This window comes from Neptunomonas antarctica (assembly GCF_001305295.1).
GTDB lineage: Bacteria > Pseudomonadota > Gammaproteobacteria > Pseudomonadales > Balneatricaceae > Neptunomonas > Neptunomonas antarctica.
The window spans coordinates 752,543-772,873 of the sequence record NZ_LJSI01000053.1 but is presented as its reverse complement, the minus strand read 5'-3'; the positions used below and the strand labels follow the sequence as shown (position 1 = coordinate 772,873).

The window sequence follows — 20,331 nt, the reverse complement described above, 5'->3', positions numbered from 1 at the left end:
TCGTTTATAAAGGCTTAAACTTTACGATTCATTCGATTTTCGATCAGATCATCAACAACAGACGGATCCGACAGCGTAGAAGTATCACCTAACGCATCAAAATCATCTTCTGCAATTTTACGCAATATACGGCGCATGATTTTACCTGAGCGGGTTTTAGGCATACCCGGAGCGAACTGAATCAAGTCAGGAGAAGCAATAGGTCCGATTTCTTTACGAACATGCAGTCGCAGCTCTTTAATCAACTCATCTGATTCTTCAAAGCCTGACTGAAGCGTTACGTACACATAAATACCCTGACCTTTTAAGGCATGCGGATAACCAACAACAGCGGCTTCAGCAACGGCAGGATGAGCAACCAAAGCAGACTCAACTTCTGCCGTACCCATACGGTGACCCGATACGTTAATAACGTCATCGACACGACCGGTTATCCAGTAATAACCGTCAGCGTCACGACGTGCGCCGTCCCCCGTGGTATACATACCTTTATACGTAGTGAAGTAGGTTTGAGTAAAGCGCTCATGATCACCCCAGATAGAGCGACTCTGACCAGGCCATGAATCTTTAATAACAAGATTCCCTGCAGCTTCGCCTTCCAACTCAACCCCCTCGGCATCAACTAAGGCAGGTTGCACACCAAAGAATGGACGCGAAGCACAACCCGGCTTCATCGGAGTAGCACCCGGCAGAGGCAGAATCATTAAACCGCCTGTTTCAGTCTGCCACCAGGTATCCACGATAGGACAACGATTTTTACCTATAACACGGTAATACCATTCCCATGCTTCAGGATTGATAGGCTCACCCACCGATCCAAGAATACGCAAAGAAGACAAATCAGAATCACCCAATACATCTTCACCCTGCTGCATCAGCGAACGGATAGCCGTAGGGGCTGTATAGAACTGGTTAACTTTATGCTTTTCGATAACACGACCAAAACGGCTGTTATCCGGATAGTTAGGCACACCTTCAAACATCAGCGTGGTAGCACCGTTGGCTAATGGTCCATAAACAATATAGCTGTGACCCGTTACCCAACCAACATCCGCTGTACACCAGTAGATGTCACCCTGTTTATAGTCAAAAGCATATTCGTGCGTCATGGCTGCATACACCATGTAGCCGCCTGTCGTATGTTCCAGCCCTTTAGGTGCACCGGTAGAACCTGATGTATAAAGAATAAACATCGGTGCTTCTGCTTCCATCTCTTCAGGGGCACACTCTGCAGATGCTGCTGCCACTAAGTCTTCGTACCAAACGTCGACTTTTTCGTTCCAGGCAACATCCTGATCAACACGCTTAACAACAATCACGCTAGTAACCAGCGCCGCGGCAGCAGGATGCTCCAACGCTTTATCTACATTTGCTTTAAGCGGAACAATCTTGCCACCGCGCAATGAGTAGTTAGACGTCACAACGACTTTAGACTTAGCGCCTTCAATACGTGCGGCTACTGCTTCAGGAGAGAAGCCACCGAAGACAATAGAATGTACTGCACCAATTCGTGTACATGCCAGCATAGCGACAGCCGCTTCTGGAATCATCGGCATATAAAGAGTAACCACATCACCCTTTTCAACACCCTGAGCTTTTAGTGCATTGGAAAAGCGACAGACGCGCTCGTGTAAATCCCGATACGTAATATTTTCAGATTCGCTCGGATCGTCGCCTTCCCAAATAATAGCAACCTGATCTCCACGGGTTTCGAGGTGGCGATCTAAGCAATTGTACGAAGCATTCAAAGTACCGTCTTCAAACCAGCGGATATTGACATTATGCGGGTCAAATGAAGTGTTTTTTACTTTGGTGTACGGCTTGAACCAATCAAGACGCTTTCCGTGCTCTCCCCAGAATGCATCAGGATCGTTCACAGACTGCTCATACATCGCTTCATATTTTGCGTTATCAATATGTGCCTGTGCCGCCACTTCTGGATTGACTGGATATATCTTTTCGCTCATGAAAATGCCCTTAGCTTGCTTGTTTTAATTATGTGAACGCTAGTCTGCTAATTATTATTATTTTTTCAAAGGAGAAGACTGGCAGATATAAAGTAGTTTTATACCCAACCGAAGCCACCTCTCTGAATTAGACATTGGTATATCTAAGCTACTTCAATAGTCTAACAAAAACACAACCTTTTGATTTATATGATTTATTTTATTTTATATTTAACACTTACTTTGCCAACAATTTGTCCAACTCGATACCCGACTCGCGTATTTTTGCCAACTTATAGCGTAACGTCCTAGGGCTGATCGCCAATCGCTCCGCCGCTTCTTTACGGCTACCCCCTGCTGTTTTTAATGCATCTATAATTAACTGAAATTCGTGCTGACGTAAATCACTGCCTAATTTGCCGACCTCATCCGCTTCCGACAGCGCAGTTTCTGCTGTAACGCTGAGCGACAGGCTTTCCTGTAAAGGAATCGCACCCGACATCATATGCAGATCGACCGGCATGATGAGATTGCCCGGTTGCAGAATCAACGCACGCTGAATCACATTATCCAGTTCCCGTACATTACCCGGCCAACTGTGTTGCGATAATGCGATTTCAGTATCCGCGCTCAGAAACGCTCGCTCACGTTTCATTTTCTGACAATGCTTCTCTAATAAGCCTTTAGCGAGCGGTACAATATCTGCTCTGCGCTCACGCAGAGGCTGCCACTGCAGCGGAAAAACATTAAGCCGATAATACAGATCTTCTCTGAACTTTCCCTCTGCTACCGCACTCTCCAGCTGCCGGTTAGTGGTCGCCAAAACCCGCACATCCAGCTTAATCGTGCTACGTCCGCCAACCCTTTCGACTTCCTGCTCCTGTAGAACCCGAAGCAACTTGGCTTGCAAGCTAAGATCCATCTCAGTAACTTCATCAAGCAACAAGGTGCCACCATTCGCTTGCTCAAATTTACCCGGCTGACTGGCAATCGCACCGGTAAATGCACCCTTCTCATGCCCGAATAACATCGCCTCCAGCATATTCTCTGGAATCGCCGCACAGTTAATAGCAATGAACGGCTCTGCCACACGCTCTGAATGCTCATGGATATAACGAGCCAGCACCTCTTTTCCCGTGCCTGACTCACCGGTAATCAACACCGTTGAACTGGTGACCGCAACACGGCGCGCCAACTGCAGCAATTGCTGACTACTGATATCTTCCGCGACCGGTTCGATGGAAGCTTTTGAGAGTCCGCACGCGTACTGATTAATAGTATTGATAAGCACACTTGGCTCAAACGGCTTAAGCAAATAATCTACCGCCCCTTTGCGAATCGCATCAACCGCCTTATCAACTTGCCCAAAAGCCGTCATCAATAACATTGGTATTCCGGGAAACTGCTGCCTTACATAATCCAGCAATACATGCCCATTAATACCTGGCATATTGATATCCGACACAACCATATCCACAGCACTGTCTTTTAAACGTAAAATAGCTGACTCACCATCTTCCGCCTCAATCGCATTCATCCCGGCTAATTCAAGGGTGTCAACCAACGCTTCTCTCAGGCCAAAGTCATCCTCAACAACCAGTACTGTTAACGACATTATTCGCTTCCTATTGTTGTTCTATTATTAGTTCTAAAAATACAGCTATAAGAGATTTTCAAATAAGGCTATAAGTGCATCTGACACCAGCACTATGGCGGGCTTGTTATTAATCCTATAACGGATCGGTCATTAAGGGAGCTGCCGTTAAATTGTCTATAAATGGCAAACAGAACTGTGCAATCGTGCCACTTTCAGGGTATGAAAACAGCGAGAACTCACCATGATGAGCTTTCGCGACAACCTGAGCCACAGCAAGTCCTAAACCCGTACCGTGAGATTTTGTAGTAAAAAAAGGCTCCAGCGCACGTTTTATCGTAGCTGAATCCATACCAGGTCCTGCATCAATCACCCGCAACATAATATTTTTTCCGTCAACAGACGCCACAATACGTAAAGGCTTGTCATTTCCTGCTGCCTGCAAGGCGTTATTAACCAGATTAAGGATAGCACCGATTAAGGTTTCCTGATTACATTGCAGCCAATATCCAGCGGCCAGATTTTCCAACTCACAATCTGCGTCATACTGCGCTAAAGGTACATCCAGTACATCGTCAATCGCCTGAAAGAGTTGTTCGATAGAAACCCTGTCGTCCAGTTTAGTTTCACCGCGGGCGAAGAGCAGCATATCCTGCACCTGATGTTCCAGATGCAGTAATCGGGATTTCACTTTTAAGGCAAATTTTTTGCGTTGCGGATCGGTAATATTATCGGCACCCAAATGACTGGCATAAAGTAACGCAGCAGACAGTGGCGTCCTGATCTGATGCGCCAGTGAGGCCATCATTCGACCCATTTCGGAAAGACGCTGATATTGCGACAAACGGGACTGTAGCAACCGAGTTCCTGTCTGGTCAGTTAACAACACCACCTGCCCTGGCTCATCAGCCATTGCACGTGTCAATATACTGACGCGCCTGCCATCTTTTAATGAGATTTCATGGCCATCATCATTTTGCGGAGCAAAACTGCGCTGAATCACTCGCATCCAAAGCTCACCCCGTAAAGGCTCACCCAGCAAATCTTCTGCGGCGGGATTACATTCAGAGACTAAACCCTGCTTATCAATGAGGATCACGCCTGCCGGCAACAAGTCAAGTAATTGACGCATACGTACCGCAAGTAAATCCCCATGTGCCATTTCCCTATCGCGTACACACTTGATTCTTTCAAGCTCTTGCTGTGTTTCCAGCAGCGCCTGCTGAGTCTCAGCTAACGAACATTTAAGGCGCTCTATTTCACTCATGATTCCGACAACCGCTGGATACCATACTTGCGCATTTTTTCAACAAGAGTTGTTCTCCTGATGGTTAATAATTCGGCTGCCCGCGCTACTACAAAACCGGTTTTGTCCAACGCTTCAGCAATTAATGATTGCTCTATAGATTCCATATACTGTTTCAGATCCATGCCTTCATCAGGCACCATTGGCAACATATGACTATTGGAGTCGGAAAAAACCATCTGGGCATCCGGATCATCAACCGGGCTATCTTTAAGCCCCCCCGTCTGATCGATTCGCTCCTTAGCAGATAAGCTCTCAGACACAGTATCAGAATCCAGATAAAACGAATTTTGCGCCTGATATCGAGTAGGTTCAGGTTCTGAGATGTGACGGCATTTCGCGGGTAATTCAGATACCCCAATAACGCCATCCGGATGCATAATCGCCAAACGTTCAATCAGGTTAGATAACTCACGTACATTGCCAGGCCACGGATGCCGCTGTAATGAATCCAGTGCCGACGCGTGAAATCGCAAACGACCTAAGCCTTGCTTTTCTGCACGTTTCGCGAGTGTGTGCAGCAGCATGACCACATCGTCCTTTCTATCACGAAGAGGAGGTGTTTCGATCGGATACACATTCAGGCGATAGTAAAGATCTTCCCTAAAAGAGCCACAGACAATCATCTCTTCCAGATTTTTATGCGTGGCTGCAATAATACGGACATTCACATCAATCGTTTTATTACCACCCACACGCTCAAAACAACGCTCTTGAAGCACTCTCAGCAACTTAACCTGCATAGCCAAGGGCATATCACCCACTTCGTCAAGAAACAACGTACCACCATCTGCCATTTCAAAACGTCCGGCGCGCGCATTGATAGCGCCAGTGAAGGCACCCTTCTCATGTCCGAATAATTCACTTTCCAATAATTCCGGAGCAATAGCGCCACAGTTGACCGGCACAAAAGGCCCTTTTGCTCTTTTGGAATAATCATGCAAGCTTCTGGCAATCAACTCTTTACCGGTACCGGACTCACCCGTAATCAACACATTCACATCACGATCAACCACACGAACCATGGTTTTTTTCAGACTATGCATGGTCGGGCTCTGCCCGATTAATAAAGGAAACAGTGTTTTTTTAGCGAGAGTCGACGGCTGCCCCGCTCTTATCACTTGCGCTTCATGCAACAGATCCATCAACACATGCTCGGTCAACGGGCCATCTAACACCCTTAATAACTGCGCACGTGAACGTTCACTCAGTTGCTCAACATCATCCCAGGGTTCCAGCAAACACAGCGAAGTTTGAGTTTCGTCCTGCCGAAATGACGTAATCAGTTTTTCCAGTGATACCGGCAGCGAACAGCGTCCGATAAAAGCCGCGCTCAGATCTGCACGCACATGGTTATTCTGAAACCACTCAACAAACGTCATCATTTGATGCGCCACGCCAAGAAAACTAAAGATAGTACTAACTGATTGACGCCGCTGATCATCATCATCAACAAGCAGGACATTCATCTGAGAAGGTGAGTTCATAAGCCACTAAATATATGTTATTGGTTATGTCATTTTTTTGACAGTCTAGCAGAGCAAAGCAGATAAACAAGGAGATAAACGGGTTTATAATAATAATGCCAAAAAATTGGCGAATTATGAATCACGGCAAAATCGACACTTAATCAACCATACGTCCCTTAGCGACACTTATATTTACCTATAGGGTTTTATAAAAACTTCCATAAAAAAACGCCTTTAAGTTTCCCTAAAAGCGTTATAGCTAGCTGTACGTTATGGATCATAGTTATAAAGGATGGCTATGAACTGTCTTTCCTCACTACCGCTCACCGACTAAAAGCGGTGATTAAAAAACTAACCAGACACTGTTTAACCAAGTGCTGTATTAGAATTAGCCAGGTACTTAAATAGGCACTTAAACAGGAACTTCCATCGCATTCCAGCCAGACTTGATCTGCAGCATCAGGTTCATCACCTCCTGCACTTTTACAGCATCATTACTGCGGTTGGCCTGCATTAACGTACGGACCATGTAGTCATATAATGCATCAAGATTACTGGCCACTTCTCCGCCTTTGTCGTGATCTAAAAAATCTTTCAAGCCCAAAATAATATCATTAGCTTTATTCAGCTGTTCAGTACGCGTACTGATATCTTTACGTTCAATCGCACCCTTAGCTTTTGCCATAGCCATTAATGCTCCGTCCACCAGCATGGAGATTAATTCTTTAGGTGAAGCGGTAGCAACAGTCGCGCGTAGATCTACGCTTTTATACTGTTTCATGGCATTCAGGTTAATACTCATTTTCACTCACTCCAAAGCGTAGCTGATATAAACACATGTGAAATTATTATAAATCAAAAATCTAATTGCTAGCAGTAAACGGTAACCGATCAACAATTCCGGTTAAGGAATCACTGGTGGTTTTAAAGCTAGCCACAATCCTTTCCATCGCCAGAAACTGTACAGAAAGACGAGTTTCATATTTTGTCATTTTACGGTCAAGCGTTTCCTGGGAGTCTACAATGCCATCCAGCTGATTATTAATACTGGTTTCACGGCTCTTTATCGAGCCCGAAGACGACAGAAACGAATCGATCAACTGAGACAACTCGCCGGCAAAGCCTTGCGAAAATGTGAAGCTGAAGTCACCAAGGGTAGCACCTTGTTTTACACTCAGGTTAAGCCCGTAGGGATCAGTATCGATGGAAGGTAACAGCACCTCACCCGCGCCAAATGCCGCCTCGCCATTAATAGTACCCGCCACATCGTGACCATTGGTAGAGACAGACGCTGTTGATAGTCCCGTAGCCGTAGCAAACTCAGTACCGTTAGCCGTTAGCGATACCTGTGAAGAGCTACCAAATTGACGTGATGAAAGTGTAATCTCTCCACCCGGCTCCACCCCCACATCCACCAAGGCCCCGGAGGCTTTTAACGTATCATCATTATTGATCAATGCTTGCAGCGCAGAGCGCAGCTCATCCTGCGTAGTAAAGTCGCCGACCAAGGTCAATTCGCCTGAGGAGGTACCATTCACATCAATACTGAATGTAAAATCTCCAGCGGGAGTATCAGACGTATTAAAAGCAACAAATGCCGTATCACTGATGACCGAACCTTTAGCGGGTGCAGTGGTAATGGATCCGGAATACACACCTGATACTGTTTTCGAGGCATAACTACCGATACTGACATCAACGTCGCTGGTTGACGAGGAGGTTTGCGGTGAAAACAACGCGCCTATCTTATCAAAATTATCTTTAACCGCCGCTGTGAAATCAGTTTCATTAATCTCTAGCTTGCCATCCAACTGAGTACGGATACCTACCATCGATAAGCTATTAAAATCACTCACCCCCGGTACGGCAGTGCCCACCATTTGGCGTATGCGTGACATAACACTTTTTGCCAAGCTGTCGGTTGCCAACTCCCCGCGGGTCGAGATATTGGTTTCGGCGTCGGTGCTGGTGCCCGTTAACGATTTAGCGGTGTCGTATAGCGTGTTATAAGCGTCCACAAAATCACGAACCGACTGTTCAGCGGTGTCCTTATCTTCAGAGATAGTAAAGGTAAATTTTTCATCGGGGCTGGCTTTGTTAATATTAAACGTTAGCCCCTCAATAACATCGTTAATCTCATTGGATTCACGAAAAACCGTTAAACCATTAATTTTTATCTCTGAATCCTGGGCCTGCTGGGTTTCCGTAACACCGGCGTAGTTAGTAGCATTGAATGCGAAAATATCCAGACTAGGGTCATCGCCCGTAATTTCCAGCGCATTATTCGCCCCCGAGGGTGCGGAGATCATTAACTGGTATTGACCGTCAACCAACAGCACAGACGCCTGTACGTCGGATTCAGCAGCATTAATTTTGTCGGCGATATCCTGTATCGAGTCATCGGCGGCAATCTCCAATACCAGCGCTGTTTGGCTTTCATTCTCGGCAAACGATGTCGGGTTATTACCGACATCGTACGCCCAGCTACCTAAGCGAATGGTTAGATTACCCGAAGAGCCGACACTTTCATTTTTATCGGCATAGGCGGTATTCACGGCTAACGCCTGCGCCTGAGCAACCTCATGCACTTCTATCTGGTACGTACCCGCCTGCGCATTCGCCGCAATAGCATTAGGGCTGATCACATCGGTTTCAGGAAAAGAGACAGCACGCGCATTAAAGGTATCGGGTTTGGAAAGCGGTTCGAGTATTGCCTGAAACTCAGCCAAACTGCTTTTTAAGGTTCCATAAGCAGAAATCTGTGCATTCAATGTCTCTGTTTTAGTGTCCAGGCGCGCTTGTTGCGGCGCTTTCTCTACCTCAACTAACGACTTAACCAAACTCGTGGTATCGATACCTGAGCCGGCGCCCAACGCGGAAATAATACTGGTATCCATCACCTTCTCCTTATACGAACGTCTTAAAACTAATCAGGCATGGTCATTAAATATCAAACCCAGCATACCTTCAATATGCTTAGTCAGTTTGATGGTTTCTTCGGATGGAAACTGACGAATCACTTCCTGCGTTTCGGTATCCATGACCTTCACCACCATATCGTCGGTATCTTTATCAATACTGAAGTTAAGGTTACGCTGGCCGTTATGCATAAACTCATTGAGTTTATCCACAGCGGTCTGTACCTCTTCTGTCGACATTTTTTGTGATGGCTCTTCAGATTGAGCCGCCTGTGATTGATCCACTTGCGAAAGTGCCGCTTGATTAACACTTTCGGTTTTGGCGGCACCTGTTTGTTGAGCCCCAGGCGCTTGCTGCGTTATCTGAGCACTGGCGGCTACATTACTGGCATTCATTGATTCAACTGACATATTACACCTCTTGAACCGGCTTTTGATGCCTGTTCATTATACCGGCCCTAAGCAAAAAATCCCCCACCAGCGGTGGTGAGGGATTTTCATTGGCTGGTTAGTTAACCCCTAACTCAATTACTGTATTGCTCTATTACTGAAGCAGTGACAGTACCTGCTGAGGCGCGGCGTTAGCCTGTGCCAACATGGCAGTACCGGCCTGCTGTAGTACCTGTGCACGACTCAGGTTAGCTGATTCAACCGCGAAGTCAGCATCCATGATACGTGACCGTGCAGCCGATGCATTCTCAGACACACTCGACAAGTTGTTTACTGTGAAGTCCAGACGGTTACTGATCGCACCCATATCACCACGCGTTGAGTTGATAGACTCTAGTGCATTATCGATAATACCAATCGCTTTCTGCGCACCGGCTGCGGTAGAGATATCGATGCTGTTAACTGCCGCACCGAACTTACCGTTAGCAGTTGTATTTGCATCTAACAAGCCTGTTGCCAATGCACCATCAGCAGTAACATCAACGCTGATTGGTGCGCCGCTGTCAGAGGTTAGTTTAACGCCACCACCGTTTGAAGCAGTCAGTGAGGTACCGAACATTGCATCAGTAGTAGTTAATGTACCAGTAGAGGCTGCATCGGTATCGTTGATTTTAATTCCTGCTACATCGCCTTCCAAACGCAGATTAGTACCCGACAGTGTTGCTGTAACACCCGTTTCGGCTGTTTTTAAATTTATAGCCGTTACAACATCTGCAGTTGAAGTCGCACCACCCGAAGCAATTGCAGTACCATTGATTTCAAAAGCGTCTGCCGCAGTACTATCAAAAGCACTAGCGTCAATTTCAACAGAAGTAAAAGCCGTTGCGGTTACACCGGTATCACCACTCACTTTGTTGATTGCCGCTAATGTATCAGTCAGAGATCCAGTTTCACCGGCACCTACTTTCGTACCATTAATAGTAACATCACCAGACGCCAGAGTTGTCGTACCTCCGTCGGAGGTAGCTCCCTCAATCACGCCAGCTACATTATTTTCACGAAAGCCAAGCGCTGTCAAATCAGCAGACGTACCCGCAGAGCCACGTTCAACGGTAATATCATCACCATTGTCAGCAGTCAGGGAAATTGAGGCTTCAACATCACCCATGGTACCCGTTGCCGCTACCACATCTGTAAATGCAATTGATTCAACACCTTCAGCACTAACATTCAACTTGCCATCATCAGTGATAGAAGCGCTCAGCTTGCCACCACCTTCAGAGTTGAGTTTATCAACCAGCTCATCCATATTTTCAGTACCGGTAACACTGACCGCTGTGGCTGTACCATCCAGTTTAGTTAAAGTAACAGTGAATGTGTCTGTACCTTCAACTAAAACACCGGTTCCAGCTGTAGATGCAGTGGACTCAGCATAAGTAGATGCGCTAACACCACTTACATTAGTGTTAATTGCATCAACTAAATCACCCAGATTATCAGCACCACCGTCATAGGTTTCGCCGATAGCCATTACCGATTGACCATTAATCGTTACTGTATTATTGGACAGGTCAATATTCGCTTTCGTGATACTGCCACCCAACACATCCGCACTGGTAGAACCCATACCCAGCGATTTAGAATCCATTGCGCCGATTTTCATTTCAATCGTCTGGTTCGCTTCAGACCCTACTTGTAATGAAACACTACCTAAAGATCCATCTAATACTTTCTGGCCGTTAAAGCTGGTGGTTTCAGAGATACGGTCCAACTCAGATACCAGCTGACTAACTTCGGCGTTCATTTTAGAACGATCACCATCGGAGTAGGTTCCGTTACCTGCCTGTATAGACAGTTCACGCATACGCTGCAGGATGTTGGTAGACTCTTCCAGCGCACCTTCGGCTGTCTGAATCAATGACGCACCATCGTTAGCGTTACGTACCGCCTGGTTTAGACCCTGAATCTGAGAAGTCATACGGTTAGAAATGGCGAGACCCGCCGCATCATCGGCTGCTGAGTTGATACGCTTACCACTGGTCAGACGCTCCATCGCTGAATTCTGATCATTCTGAGACAGTGTCAGGTTACGCTGAGCGGTAAGTGACATGATGTTGGAATTAATTACCATTGACATAAGAGTTACTCCTCATCAACCAGATCTGACTGGCTGTTTTGTGTTCATTTCCGGCAGATGCTGTTTAAAAAAAGTTACATCACACCGGCTATGTTTAAGTTATCGACCAATTATTTAGATGCTTTAGACTTTATTTCTACTTTCTTCTTCAGCAACTTTACTGATTTGGTTACTTTCTATAGCGGCCTTTGCAAGGTATGCTTTAGTGAAATATAGAAAGGAATTATCCATGCTTGCAATCATTAAACAAGTCTTTGATATAACACAAGAAATCAATCAACTTTGCTTAAATAACGAGTGGCAGAAAATAGAACAATTACAAGCTAATCGAGCGCAATTAATACAGCAAGCAGAACAACTTAGCATACCCGACAACGAAAGCAGTTCACTCGAAATAGATAGATTGATTAGGGAGATACAAAAAACGGATGCGCTGATGATGCCCAAAATTACGCAGCAGATTCAGGCATTAGCCAACGAAAGAAAAAAAGCGACCCAAGGGGCAAAAATGACGAAGGCTTATCAGTCAACCTGATAAGCCTTTTATAAGAGCAGAACGGGTGAGTTTAGTAATCAGCTGGCTTATACAATCAACTAGTTTATATAGCTAGCTAGTTTATATAGTTAAAGAGTGAGAGTGACGATATGCGGCCAAAGGTTGCCTGAGCCGCCTCCAGTGTCACTTCTGCCAGTTTAAACTGACTGATAACCGAGGATAGGTCAGCATCCACCAACTGTGATATCGCAGTCTCAGTCGACAACTTAAAGTCCAGATTAGAGCTACTGACCTGCTCCAACGTACTCAATCGTGAACCTAGTGTAGTTCTTGCTTCGATATTACGTTCGGCCACTTGTGCAAATTGATTGATCCCCTTCGCCACCGCTTCATTCAGTGCCGTACGCTCTTCACCCGTGGTAACGGGCATGGCTAAAATATCTGCCAGATTCATTGCGACATCTAGGATATTATTCTTTTCAGAAGAAACGGTTAATTCTATATCGCCCACATTAACCGCAGTGGGCTCATGAATCTCCAGATCCATACCGTGGATGTTAATACTCAGCGGGGTCGTGACAAAACCACCTGCCAGCGGATTACCGGATTCATCATTAACCGCATTACCTCCGCTATCCACCACTTCATAGGTAAAAATACCCGACAGCGGTGCTGTTTCTGCTGTCCGAACCGTAAGCGCTCCCCAGCCATCTACTTGCGCCGCCGTGCTGAACTGTGCTTCTGCTGCCTCATTGGGAAAAGTAGCATTACGCACAAAAGGTTCGATAGCCGAAACCCCACTTTCATAATCAAATACGCCTTGCCCTGTTAGCTGAACACTCAATCCATCATCTGCCGCTTCAAACAGGTATTTACCGGAATCATTGGACGGCATATACAGTGCCGATCCTACCTGAATCTGACGCTGACCATCATCACCTTGATATTCATAACGGCCGTTTTCTAACACATACGGCTGGGTGCCGCCCTGGCTACCGGCAAACAAATACTCTCCCTGAGAATCTTGGGTATTCATTAAGCCTGCCACATAACTGGTTAGCTGATTCAACTCATTCGAAATAGTTTTACGGTCCAGATCGCTCAGCGTGCCGTTACCTGCCTGTATCGTAATTTCACGCATTCTGTCTGTCGCCGTATTAACGTCATCCAGAATTGTCTCTTCCAGCACTAGCCGTCGCTCGGTGACATTGATGTTGTCATCAAACTTTTCATACTGCGCCAGTTCCAGCTCCAGCTTTAGCACCTGAGCAGCCGCCACAGGATCATCCGAGGGTGTATTAAGTTTTTTACCAGTTGAGATCTGTTCCTGCAGGCCCGCGAGCTTAGCTTGCCCGCTTTGCATCTGATCTATCGATTTAAAATACTGTTGCTGGGTTGAGATACGCATAACTCAGCCTCCTTTTAAATGCTGTTAAGCAAGGTATCGAATAATGTTTGTGACGCTTTTATCAATTGCGCAGAGGCCTGGTAAGCTTGTTGAAACTGCACTAGCTTGGCCGCTTCTTCATCTAGATTCACACCCGCTATACTGGCTTTGGCACTCACCGTGGAATCCAGCACTGCCTTGTTCGCTTGCACGGTGATTCTGGAGGTCGCTGTACGGGTACCGACTTTCTCAACCAGGCTGCCGTATAGATCCTGATACGACCCGCCATCTAAGGTGGATGCCTTTTGTAAGTCTGATAGGGCTAACGCATTACGGTTATCGGAGATGCCATCTTGATTAAAGGTAAAACTGAAGCGATCGCCAGGCTCAGGCTGATTACTAACAGTTATCTCATATCCCGACAAATTAACGGCGGCACCCTCTGTATATTCTATATTTTCTAGTGGACCATCACCCAAATCAAGCACGGTAGGAAAGGAAGCATTACTCACATCGTAAATCGTATAAGTCATCGGCGCATCAGGATCTACCGACACATCAGGCGCATTAAAAACAATCGATACGGGGGGCTCTAGTTCACTTGAGCGCGATGCTTTTAAGTCATTAGGGCTGGTCACTGCGACGCTCGCGACGCCTGACCCCTGATTATCGGTATCAGCAGTCACACGAACAGGAGACGCCAGCGCTAATTGTCGACCATCTGTAAGCTCAAGCGAGATGTTTTCTGCGCCCTGCCTGACCGGCTGAATAAGAAACCGGTCGCCTTTAGCAAGATTGGTGCTGGTTTCGATAGAGACTTTTATACCATCAATAGCAAAGGTTAAGCCTTTGCCAGCCGGATCAAGATAAAACTCGTCTTTAGCCACATCCTCTGTCGCGGCAGGTGCTAACAAATTAATTTTTGTCTGCTGACCATCGCTATTTCGTGTCAGCGTGATTTCATTAGCACTCGCATAAAAAAGCTCATAATCACTGGCTTGCAGCTGCGTGGCGTCCTGAATCTCCACTCTGGCGGTTGACACTACAGATTGATTGCCAAACGCTGCCGAAATACGCTCGGACTGCAGCGATGAGGTATTTACATCGGAAAACAGATCGCCGCCCAGTTTATTATTCAGGTCGATGCCAGCACGATGCGCGGTGTTCATACTCTCGGAAAAACCAATAGCAATGCGCCCTAGTTCATCGCGGGCAGCGTTGAGCGCGTTTTCACGATATTCCAGCAAGCCGCCTATTTTTCCGCCGCTCAGCAGAGTAGTCACATCAGCCGTACTGTTCGCGATACGCAATACCAGGCTGTTCTGCGAAATATCCGGATCGCCGGGCATAGTCTCAAGTCGATTTGCCGTTATGCCCATGACTAATGGCTCACCATTCGCCACGAATATGCTGAAGTTGTCAGCACCCTGCTCCAGCACCGTTATACCTATCAATGATGATAGCTGATTGGTTAACTCATCACGCTGATCTCTGAGCTCATTAGCAGGATTGTTCGCCGCTACTTGCAGCTTGATATCCTGATTCAGCTCGGCAATATTTGTTGACAGCGAGTTAACCTGGCTGGACAAGCTACTTAATGTGCCGTTAACCGTGTCATTCTGGCGCTGGATACTCGCATCCAAGTTGTTGAAGCGCTGTACTAATGCATCAGACTGGGCGACAAATAGCTCACGGTTGGGAATAGATACCGGATCATCCACAACATTTTGCAACGCACTGAAGTAACCATCTAACGCAGACGACACACTGGTGGATTGTGTGGCTAAAAGATTATCTAACTGGCCCGATAAATCAGAATAGGTCGATGTTTGGTTATAAGAAGCTAAATCTGCCCAGAGCTGTTGAGTTAAAAACTGATCAGTGATGCGATCAATATCATCTATTTTCACCCCATTGCTATCTTGCAAGGTGGTAAAATTAGCAACCTGGCGGCTATAGCCAGGCGTATTAACATTGGATATGTTTTGCCCCACCGTCGCCAGCGCTGTCTGATTAGCTCTCAGCGCTTGCGTGCCTAACCCTAATAAATTAAAACTGGACATAACCTTTCTCCTGAGATTGCCGCGTTAACTGCGCCAACAACTCATATTTATCTCTTCTATAGCGGCTAAACATTACCCTTCTTTAGGAGTGTTTAGTCCCATCGCCAAAATCCGGCTTTCAAAAATAGTAGTGATTTTGTCTGCATAGGCCGGATCCGTTGCATACCCAGCGGCCTGTAACTGCTGCAGGTACTGACGCGGATTAGCGGCGGCATCCAAGGCATGCTGGTAACGCGGACTGGTTTTTAGAAAATCCGCATAATCTCTGAAACTCTGCTCATATGAATCATACGAACGAAACAAGGCTTTTTCCTTTTGCGCTAAACCATCACGGTACTCCAGCGTGTTCACTTGCGCCCGCTCGCCATCCCAGCGTTTATCGGCTTTAATATTGAACAGGTTATTACTACTATTACCATTAGCATCGCGAATAATATGCTGACCCCATCCGGTTTCCAATGCCGCTTGGGCCAATAGCACTTTGGGATCTACCCCCAATTCTGCTGCCACTTCGTCGGCCAATGGCAACAATGTCGCTACGAATTCTTCTGGCGACTCAAACTTATCGGGCATATTTACTGTGGATGTAGTCGTTGTAGATTTAGCAATGGCAGCCACTGCTAATTGCTCAACGGTTTCGCTAATCGGTGTAATTGAAGGAGGGAATTCTGTTTTGCCTGCTGCGTTCGCCTGACGCTGCCCTAACACAGATGATGCCGCTGCACTCGCACCCTGATCGAAAGCACGATTAAGCAACTGCTCTGCATCTGACAGCGGTGCTGTTTTTTTATCATCATCATCGTCAATACGAACATTCAATTGATGGCTTAACTGCCGCGCCAGCACATCCGACAACCCAATACCCTGAGCCTGCGATATCTCTTGCGTCAGCTGGTTATCCAGCATTCCCTGATAAAAACCCACATTACCGCCACTAAAGACATTATCCTCACCAAAAGTGGCGTTAGCTTCGCGCATGCTTTTCATCAGCATGCCAAGAAACATCTGCTCAAACTGCTGGGCAACTTCTTTTAACGCTTCGGGCGTATCTGTTTTTGCCTGTTGCTTAAGCTTTTGTAAACTTCCCATGTCTGCATAAAACTGGGAATTATGTCCTGAATCGTTATTAATACTCATAATCAGATCACTATCAATTCGGCTTTAAGCGCACCCGCTTGCTTTAGCGCTTCCAGTATTGCCATTAAATCACCCGGCGCAGCCCCCACCTGATTGACTGCTTCGATAATTTCCTGCAATGAGGTGCCGGGCGCAAATTCAAACATATGCCCTGAGCCTGCGTCGACTTCAATACCGGTACGCGGTGTAATCACGGTATCGCCAGCGCCTAAGGCATTGGGCTGATTTACATCCAGATTTTCAGTGATGGCGACGGTCAAGCCACCATGAGTGATAGCCACGGGCGACACCCGTACATCCTGCCCAATAATAATAGTGCCCGTACGGGAGTTGATAATGACTTTAGCGACCTCTTTAGCCGGTGTGATTTCTAAATTTTCCAGCACAGAAATAAAGGACACACGCTGCGAGGCATCGCGTGGCGCGCGGACACGGATCGAGGTCGCATCGATAGCAGAAGCCGTATTCATCCCCAATAAGCTATTGATCTCTTCGGACACCCGACGTGAGGTGGTGAAGTCCGCATGATTCAGGTTCAACGTCAAACTATCGCCTTGTGCAAAAGCATTAGGGACGGTACGTTCAACCGTAGCGCCGTTGGGGATACGCCCAACACTGGGAACATTCAACGATAAACGCGAACCATCACGCCCTTCAACACCAAACCCGGAAACAATAAGATTACCCTGTCCCATCGCATAGATCTGACCATCGGCACCTTTAAGCGGCGCTAACAGCAAACTTCCGCCACGCAGGCTTTTTGAATCACCTATCGAAGACACGGTCAGGTCAATCGTTTGACCCGGTTTCGAAAACGGTGGCAGCTCGGCATGAATCGCCACAGCCGCAATATTTTTAGATTTGGGGTCGACTGAAGAAGGAATGGCCACGCCAAAATTATTCAGCATATTTCTAAAGGTCTGCGAGGTAAAGCTGGCCTTATCTCCCGTACCATCCAGACCTACCACTAAACCGTAACCGACCAACTGGTTATTTCGTACACCTGCAACCGAGGTGATATCTTTAATGCGTTCAGCCATGGCCGCCGAGGAAAAAAGCAGCGTAACCAGGAGCATTGTTAACGACCTATTGACCTTGCTATTCATATCACACCCCTGATTATTAAAGTAAACATCACACTAAAATGGCCATAATGGACTAATAAAGAACCGGCCCAACCAGCCCATCACGTTGGTATCCTGCACACCGCCGGTACCGCTGTAGCCAATTCTGGCATCGGCCAACTTGGTTGACGGCACAGTGTTATCGGCCGCGATATCCTGAGGTCTAACCAGACCGCTAATCTGGATATATTCATCACCCTGATTCAGCTGCATCCATTTTTCGCCCCGCACAGAAAGCACACCGTTCGGGAGTACTTCGTGAACTGTTACTGTGATATCACCACTGAGACTATTGCTCATATCCGACTTACCTTCGCCTTCAAATGCGTTATTTGACGCATCCGATGACGCACTGAAAGGTGCGCCAAATAGCGACAGCGCATTACCCAGAATAGTCGGCTGCGGCAATGACATGGTACTGGTCTTATCCGCTGTAGTTTTAGCGGTTTTTGATGATTGAGTTTTTTCGCTAAGCACTATCGTTATGATGTCACCGACACGATGCGCACGCCCATCACCGTATATATCTATATTAGTCGCTGCATTAAAAATAGCGCCATCTACCGGTTTTGGCTGCTGCAACTGCTGCGGTGCCACGGGCGCATAATAGGGGCGATCAGGCTTAACCGGCTTATTCACACAGCCGACCAACAAGACTGATAGAGTCAATAACAATAGATAACTTTTCATAATAAGTTGATTACAACTGCTGCGATACATACGACAGCATCTCATCTGCCGTAGAGATCACTTTAGAGTTAATTTCATAAGCACGCTGTGTGGTGATCATGTTGACCAACTCTTCAACCGAGTTAACGTTCGAGCCTTCCAGCATACCCTGACGCAGAATACCGGTACCGGCTTCGCCAGGACTGGCAATCTGAGGAGCACCACTGGCGGCTGTTTCTATAAATAGATTTTGACCAATCGCTTGCAAACCCGCCGGATTGACAAAATCAGCTATTTCTAACGTCCCAAGCGACACAGGATCAGGACTACCGGCCACCACGGCGGTCACGGTTCCATCAACACCCACCGTAAAGGTTTGAATTTCTTCTGGCATTGTGATGGCAGGTTCAAGCAAATAACCTTCAACCGTTACCAGCTCACTATTGCCATTCAGATGAAACTGGCCATTGCGTGTATAACCAACTTCACCACTCGGCATGGTGACCTGAAAAAAACCTCGTCCGTTGATAGCCATATCATACGGCTCTTCTGTCACTTGCATTTCGCCGGTTTGAAACAGCTTCTGTGTACCGACAATCCGCACCCCATTACCTAACTGCAAACCGGAGGGCAATTGGGTACCTTGTGCTGACTCGGCTCCGGGCTGGCGCTGAACCTGATAGAGCAGATCTTCAAAGACGGCGCGGTCTTTTTTGAAGCCTACCGTACTGACGTTCGCCAAGTTGTTGGAGATAACCTTCAGCTGAGTGTCCTGAGCTGACAAACCTGTTTTAGCGACAAATAGTGCACCGTGCATTGCTAACTCCCGAACTTGTTAACGATCAGCGTAACTAGACATTTAACTAGCATTAGCTTAACTGTAGAATTTTAGTGGCCGCCGTAGAATTTTCTTCTGCGGTTTTCATCATTTTTATATTCATTTCAAATTGTCGCGACAAACTGATAATACTGGTGAGTTCGTTGACGGCATTTACATTACTCGATTCAAGATAACCAGAACGCATTTTGAGCGTCAGATCAGCGGGCTGGGGCAATCCACCGTCGACATGCATCAAACCGTCTACACCTTTATAGATAGACTGATTATCTAGCTGAACCATTTTAATTTGATCCACCACCGCCAGTGCGGCTGCTGATTCGCCCAGTGGACGAATAGTAATAGTGCCGTCTGAACCAATATCAATTTTTTCGGCGGAAGGTATCGTAATGGGGATTCCTCCATTACCCATCACCGGCAAACCACTGCCCGTCACTAGCTGATTAGCGGCATTAACCTGCAGTTCTCCTGAACGAGTGTATGCTTCTTTACCATCCATCCCGGTTACAGCTAACCAGCCGCCACCATCAACAGCCACGTCCAAATTGCGACCCGTTTCAATAAAGGTGCCTGTCGTTGTATCTGTTGCTGCCCTCTCGGTCATGGCATAGACGCGCGTAGGAAGCCCCTCGCCAAAGACCTGCATGGCGCGGGCCTGAGCCAGATCTGTCTTAAAACCGGTGGTACTCACATTGGCCAGATTATTCGCATGCGTCTGCTGCGCCAGCATGTTTTCGCGGGCACCACTCATTGCTACAAATATAACTTTATCCATGACGTCTTCCGGTTTTAATGATTGCCGTTTTCGGGTCTATGGCTATTTAAATGCAAACCACATGCCAAAAAAAAGAGCCGCC

At 46.8% G+C, this 20,331-nt stretch carries 16 protein-coding genes; 1 reads left to right on the top strand and 15 read right to left on the bottom strand.

The features are described from left to right. Positions 1-14: 14 nt before the first annotated feature. The 8 genes from acs to Nant_RS18270 all read right to left on the bottom strand — a co-directional run bounded on the left by acs (position 15) and on the right by Nant_RS18270 (position 11,760). Entirely contained in the window at positions 15-1,967 is a 1,953-nt protein-coding gene (acs, locus tag Nant_RS18305) for an acetate--CoA ligase (protein ID WP_054343060.1), read from the bottom strand. A 217-nt stretch (positions 1,968-2,184) separates the two neighbouring features. Continuing rightward, positions 2,185-3,561 (bottom strand): sigma-54-dependent transcriptional regulator, encoded by a 1,377-nt coding sequence (locus Nant_RS18300; protein ID WP_054343059.1) that lies wholly within the window; start codon positions 3,559-3,561, stop codon positions 2,185-2,187. Positions 3,562-3,676: 115 nt separating this feature from the next. Then, positions 3,677-4,807 (bottom strand): sensor histidine kinase, encoded by a 1,131-nt coding sequence (locus Nant_RS18295; protein WP_054343058.1) that lies wholly within the window; start codon positions 4,805-4,807, stop codon positions 3,677-3,679. After that, positions 4,804-6,333, bottom strand: coding sequence for a sigma-54 dependent transcriptional regulator (locus tag Nant_RS18290; RefSeq protein ID WP_054343057.1), 1,530 nt, complete (start codon positions 6,331-6,333; stop codon positions 4,804-4,806). Before Nant_RS18290 ends, Nant_RS18295 begins: the two co-directional genes overlap by 4 nt. A gap of 394 nt (positions 6,334-6,727) precedes the next feature. Further along, the gene (gene fliS, locus Nant_RS18285) at positions 6,728-7,117 is read right to left on the bottom strand and encodes a flagellar export chaperone FliS (protein WP_054343056.1); all 390 of its coding nucleotides are present in this window, start codon (positions 7,115-7,117) and stop codon (positions 6,728-6,730) included. A gap of 61 nt (positions 7,118-7,178) precedes the next feature. Next, positions 7,179-9,212, bottom strand: a complete 2,034-nt coding sequence (gene fliD / locus Nant_RS18280; RefSeq protein ID WP_054343055.1) for a flagellar filament capping protein FliD — start codon at positions 9,210-9,212, stop codon at positions 7,179-7,181. A gap of 33 nt (positions 9,213-9,245) precedes the next feature. Next, on the bottom strand, positions 9,246-9,644 hold the full coding sequence (locus tag Nant_RS18275; protein WP_054343054.1) for a flagellar protein FlaG: 399 nt from the start codon (positions 9,642-9,644) through the stop codon (positions 9,246-9,248). Between the two features lie 133 nt (positions 9,645-9,777). After that, entirely contained in the window at positions 9,778-11,760 is a 1,983-nt protein-coding gene (locus Nant_RS18270; RefSeq protein WP_054343053.1) for a flagellin N-terminal helical domain-containing protein, read from the bottom strand. Positions 11,761-11,989: 229 nt separating this feature from the next. On the opposite strand from Nant_RS18270, the gene fliT reads away from it, so the two are divergent. Next, complete coding sequence (fliT, locus tag Nant_RS18265; RefSeq protein ID WP_054343052.1) at positions 11,990-12,295, top strand: flagellar protein FliT; 306 nt, start codon at positions 11,990-11,992, stop codon at positions 12,293-12,295. A gap of 76 nt (positions 12,296-12,371) precedes the next feature. Here the strand turns inward: fliT and flgL are convergent, their stop codons facing one another. The 7 genes from flgL to flgF all read right to left on the bottom strand — a co-directional run bounded on the left by flgL (position 12,372) and on the right by flgF (position 20,249). Then, a complete protein-coding gene (gene flgL / locus Nant_RS18260) occupies positions 12,372-13,664 on the bottom strand; it encodes a flagellar hook-associated protein FlgL (protein WP_054343051.1) in 1,293 nt (430 codons plus the stop codon). A 14-nt stretch (positions 13,665-13,678) separates the two neighbouring features. Then, on the bottom strand, positions 13,679-15,706 hold the full coding sequence (flgK, locus tag Nant_RS18255) for a flagellar hook-associated protein FlgK (protein WP_054343050.1): 2,028 nt from the start codon (positions 15,704-15,706) through the stop codon (positions 13,679-13,681). 72 nt (positions 15,707-15,778) lie between these two features. Beyond that, the gene (flgJ, locus tag Nant_RS18250; RefSeq protein ID WP_054343049.1) at positions 15,779-16,843 is read right to left on the bottom strand and encodes a flagellar assembly peptidoglycan hydrolase FlgJ; all 1,065 of its coding nucleotides are present in this window, start codon (positions 16,841-16,843) and stop codon (positions 15,779-15,781) included. A gap of 2 nt (positions 16,844-16,845) precedes the next feature. Beyond that, entirely contained in the window at positions 16,846-17,949 is a 1,104-nt protein-coding gene (locus Nant_RS18245; RefSeq protein ID WP_054343048.1) for a flagellar basal body P-ring protein FlgI, read from the bottom strand. A gap of 33 nt (positions 17,950-17,982) precedes the next feature. After that, on the bottom strand, positions 17,983-18,657 hold the full coding sequence (flgH, locus tag Nant_RS18240; RefSeq protein ID WP_054343296.1) for a flagellar basal body L-ring protein FlgH: 675 nt from the start codon (positions 18,655-18,657) through the stop codon (positions 17,983-17,985). Between the two features lie 10 nt (positions 18,658-18,667). Then, positions 18,668-19,453, bottom strand: coding sequence for a flagellar basal-body rod protein FlgG (gene flgG / locus Nant_RS18235; RefSeq protein WP_054343047.1), 786 nt, complete (start codon positions 19,451-19,453; stop codon positions 18,668-18,670). Between the two features lie 52 nt (positions 19,454-19,505). Beyond that, positions 19,506-20,249, bottom strand: coding sequence for a flagellar basal-body rod protein FlgF (gene flgF / locus Nant_RS18230; protein ID WP_054343046.1), 744 nt, complete (start codon positions 20,247-20,249; stop codon positions 19,506-19,508). Positions 20,250-20,331: the final 82 nt, after the last annotated feature.